This is a genomic window from Salinivibrio sp. HTSP, assembly GCF_003390965.1.
GTDB lineage: Bacteria > Pseudomonadota > Gammaproteobacteria > Enterobacterales > Vibrionaceae > Salinivibrio > Salinivibrio kushneri.
Genome location: NZ_PXUD01000053.1, coordinates 1 through 4,433, shown reverse-complemented (window position 1 = coordinate 4,433; position 4,433 = coordinate 1). Strand labels below are relative to the sequence as shown.

The following is a 4,433-nucleotide window of genomic DNA, read 5'->3' as shown; positions in this document are numbered from 1 at the left end:
TCTTTAAATGTATCGATATCCACGGTATCTATCCCGAACTATTTTAGAATCGGCCTATATGATCACAGCCAAAGGTGATCGTCAAACCGATCCTTTTTTGGTCAAAAAACGTTCGCGATCTCGCCCTGGTTTATCATCAGGAAGGAGAGAACGCGGCTGAGTAGTATAGCGTTCAATAACTCACTTCAATTAAGAAAAAGTTAATGATACGAACCATTGGATTGAGCACTGAGTAATAGCGAAACTATAGCCCCCGGTGTCAGGATAGTTTGGCTCAGGTGGGTCAATTTTAAATCGACGTCAGTGGGTCATTTTTACATCGGCGCTGACAATGATCAATAAAGCAAGGAGATATCGGCCACACTCTTGGACTTTACAGTGTAAATGAACATCTATCAGTGACGTTGTCACACTTTGATCTTATCTGAATAAGGGAAGGTCGTGGGGAGATAAGAATAAGGATTTGAGAGATAAATACCTCGCCCTGATTCACGGAAAGCGTTCAGAGCGAGGTAAAGTGCCGAGATGGCGAGAGCTTAATGGGTTGACGATTCAAGCTGCCAGCTGTGATTGACTGGTTGATCATCACGCTTCGGTGCTTGGATAGTAAAGGCAATGCATAACGAGAGCGCGATCATCATCAGCATGACACTGAACGCGGCAACAAAACCGCCAAATAGCGCTGCAATTACAGAGCCCATAAAGCTGCCCACACCAAAGCCAAGATAAATAAATCCGTAGTTCTGGCTGAGGTGATTCATACCAAAATAGTCGCTGACTAAGGTTGGGAAGACCGTAATTGCGCCACCAAAGCTGAATGCGACACAAGCAACTGATAGATAGAAACTGTATTGGTCAAGTGGCATAAAACGGAGCATGCCGACACCGGCGGCGCAGACCAACAGCGCTAAGCCAACCACTTTGCTGCGTGCCATTCGATCAGACAGCACACCCAGCACCAGACGGCCGCCTAGATTTGCCAGTGCGATAATGGCAACCGATTCCGCAGCGGTGGCCGCATCAAGGTGGACATAAAGTTCACCCACATCTTTAGCGACGCCAATGACATAAAGCCCACTCATACAAATCGTGATGAATACTGTGGCAAGCAGCCAAAACTGTGGCGTTTTAAAACACTCAGAGAGCGTGTAATCGGCAGGTGCATCGGTCTCAGATGCGTTTGTAGCTGCTTTTTGCTGTGGCGCATCGTGCATCAGTGCGCCGCCAATCACGACCATCACACAGGCCAGAACCGCCCACATTTGAAAGCTGAGTGCTGCACCGCCTGCGGCTAAAAAGTATAGATTGATGTATTTAAAACCTAAGCTACCTAACCCATAAGCGCCAATGGCACAGGCTGAGGCAAGCCCTTTGTTTTTGGGAAAAAAGCGTACGCAATTGGAGAGCGTCATGAGGTAGCCAGTACCATCCGCTAAGCCAATTAGAAGGCCAGCGGTGAGGTAAAGTAGCCATAGTTGGCCGACGACAGAGGTTAGCGCGAGACTGCCGCCAAGCAGTATTCCCGCGCCAATGGTCACACGGCGGACACCGAATCGTGCTTGTAGATGGCCGGAGACGGAAGAAGCCAGAGCCAATGCCAGTGTCATAATACCAAAGGTGAAGGCCACTTGGCTGACCGGCTCGTCAAGCTGGGCTGCAAGGGGAGCATTAAACAGGCTCCACGTATACACAGAGCCAAGTGCAAACTGGGCCAATACGGTGCCGATAAGGGTTTTGATGCCGGGGGATAAACGTGCGTTCATGGTAACGCTCCAGGGTTTTATCTATTGAGAACACCCCCAAGATACGACCCTGAATCCCCACATCAAGAGTAGGTGAAAAAGATAAAATGAGCTGCAGTTAGCGGGCATGAACTGCAGCGAGATGGCATGAATTACAATTGCATCCGTTCGCGAAACGCTTTCAGATTACCGCGACTGACCAACACAGGATCAGAAAGGCCGGGGAGGAAAACGTGATAGGTGCTGTTTAAGCCTGGTTCAATTTCGGTGATTTTATCTAAGTTGATGCAATAAGAGCGGTGGCAACGGAAAAAGTTAGCCGGCAATTGTGCCATCAACTCACTGATGGTATAGGGCACATAGAACTCACCGTCGGGCGTATACACCAAGGTGATCTTTTCGTTAGCAGCGGCATAAAGAATGTCGGCGGTATCAGTAATACGGATCCGATTATCACGCATCAAGTGCAAGGTATGGCGTTGGTCGGTGATGATATCGGTTGGCGTTGCCGCGATAGCAAGTTTGTCGAGCACGCCTTTCACGCGCGTTTCATTGAGCGGCTTAAGCAAGTAATCAAATGCCTCAAGTTCAAATGCATCTGCTGCATGCTCTTTGTAAGCGGTGGTAAAAATCACAAAAGGCGGGCGCGCATCGGCATGTAAACTCCGCGCGAGTAACATGCCATCAATCGAGGGGATATTGATATCTAAAAACAGCACGTCCACTGGATGGGTCTGCAGGTATTTTAGCGCTGCAAGCCCATCATCAAAACTCTCGGTGATAGTAATAGCACTGTGCTTTTCAATGAGGTATCTCAACTCTTCTTGAGCAAGATATTCGTCTTCAACAATGACAGCGCGCATTATGCCTCCTTGTTTTCGACTGTAAATGATACTCGCGTTCCTGGGTGAAGTGGCTCGACGGTGAGGCCTTGACCATGGAGCATGATTAAACGCTGATGCACATTCATCAATCCAATATGATGGCTGTCGATGGTGCCATGATAAAGCTGTTTAACGATATTTGGATCGATGCCGACGCCTGTATCTGTGATGCTAATTTCTGCGCCGCGTTTAATCGCCCGCACTGCAATGGTGACATCACAAGGACGGCGAGAAGGTTGAAAACCGTGGCGAATGGCATTTTCTACCAGCGGTTGTATCAATAAAGGCGCAATATTAATGTCGGTCGTTTCAATATCAAAGTGAACGGAAAGTTTGTCACCAAAACGAGCCTGCTCTATTGCCACATAATCTTTGACTTGCTTGATGGCATCCGTAACAGGGATGAGATCTTGTGTGCGCTCTAAATTGTAACGCATAAAGTCGGCTAGATTGGCAATCAAGCCACGGGCGTCATCCGGACGCAACCGGATCAAGCTGGAGATCGCATTGAGGGCGTTAAACAAAAAATGTGGGTTAATTTTACTTTGTAGCGCGGAAAATTCGGCTCTACTGGCCATTTCTTTAAGTTTTTGTACCCGCGCCACTTCCATCTGGGTTGAAATCAATTGCGATAAACCAATCGCCATTTCTTGCATTGGGCGACGAATACGGTGAGGTTGACGATAAAACACCTTTAAAGTCCCGGTGACGACGCCATTTTCCCAAAGCGGAATGATCAACAAAGAGCGAAAGTCATGCACGTTGAGATCATTGCTGATGATTTGTTCGCCGGTTTTTACCGCTTGCTGAGTCAGGCGACTAATTTGGTGGTGGGCATCAATATATTGCTCCTCACCAATGCCAACATACGCCAACACATCGGCGGTATCGGTAATGGCAACCGCATCGGCACCGGTGTCTTTACGAATAATACTGCACGCTTTGGTTAAGCCTCGTGTTTCACCGCGTCGAAAGTAAGGCAACGTACGGTTAGCGATATCCAGCGCTTGTTTGGCTTGCTGGGCGGCGAGGTGTTCTTTTTCATCATCGATGTACTGTACCAGTTGGATGATCAGGCCAATACAGACGGTACCCGCAATCATCGGAAAGCTAATGGTCGCGACAATGTGTTGAGCCAGAGCTTGGTCACTCGCCAGTAAAAGAATCAGCAACATGGTCAGCGATTCACAGATCATCCCCGCTAAAATGCCATAACGGGCATAGTGCTGTTTATCGGCGCGATAGTGGATCAGCGCAGAAAGGCACCCAGCAATCATGCTGGCGATCAAACAGGCTTGTGAGGTTGGTCCATCAATATCAATCAGGTAGCGGTGAATACCTGAGACGACGCCAGCTGTCACACCTACCCAAGGGCCAAACAAAATGCCCCCAGCGACGATGGCGATGATTCGCACGTTAACCAGTGATCCATCCACATTGACACCTGTGTAGGTGCTGAACAATGCAAACAACACAAACAAAGCGGCAATCAGCGCCGTTTCCATCGGATGGCGCTGGGTTTTCTGCACAATGGTTTGGATCAGGTGGGTGCGAGTGAGCCAAAACAGCGCCATAAGGAGAAGGGCGGCGCGTTCAAACACAGCCAGCAACATTAAAAATTGGTCGTTGTACATAATCGAGCGAGGCAATGAGCAAAGAGGCGGCAGTATACACCCTTCGTCATGCGTTCGATACTGACCTAGCGCAAGCATCATGGTGTACAGGCAGCCGAAAAAAACCGACGCCTTGATGGCGTCGGTTTCAGATTGCTGACGAACCCCGCCTTTTTAGGCGGGGTTCTTTTTGA

General features: G+C 48.7%; 3 protein-coding genes. All 3 read right to left on the bottom strand.

What is annotated here, in order from left to right; all coding sequences use genetic code 11:
• Positions 1-536: 536 nt before the first annotated feature.
• Positions 537-1,763, bottom strand: coding sequence for an OFA family MFS transporter (locus tag C7A19_RS11035; protein ID WP_116644890.1), 1,227 nt, complete (start codon positions 1,761-1,763; stop codon positions 537-539).
• A 131-nt stretch (positions 1,764-1,894) separates the two neighbouring features.
• Positions 1,895-2,608 carry a LytTR family DNA-binding domain-containing protein gene (locus C7A19_RS11030; protein WP_275937829.1) on the bottom strand — a complete coding sequence of 238 codons (714 nt, stop codon included), beginning with the start codon at positions 2,606-2,608 and terminating at the stop codon, positions 1,895-1,897.
• Complete coding sequence (locus tag C7A19_RS11025; protein ID WP_116644891.1) at positions 2,605-4,260, bottom strand: LytS/YhcK type 5TM receptor domain-containing protein; 1,656 nt, start codon at positions 4,258-4,260, stop codon at positions 2,605-2,607. Before C7A19_RS11025 ends, C7A19_RS11030 begins: the two co-directional genes overlap by 4 nt.
• Positions 4,261-4,433: the final 173 nt, after the last annotated feature.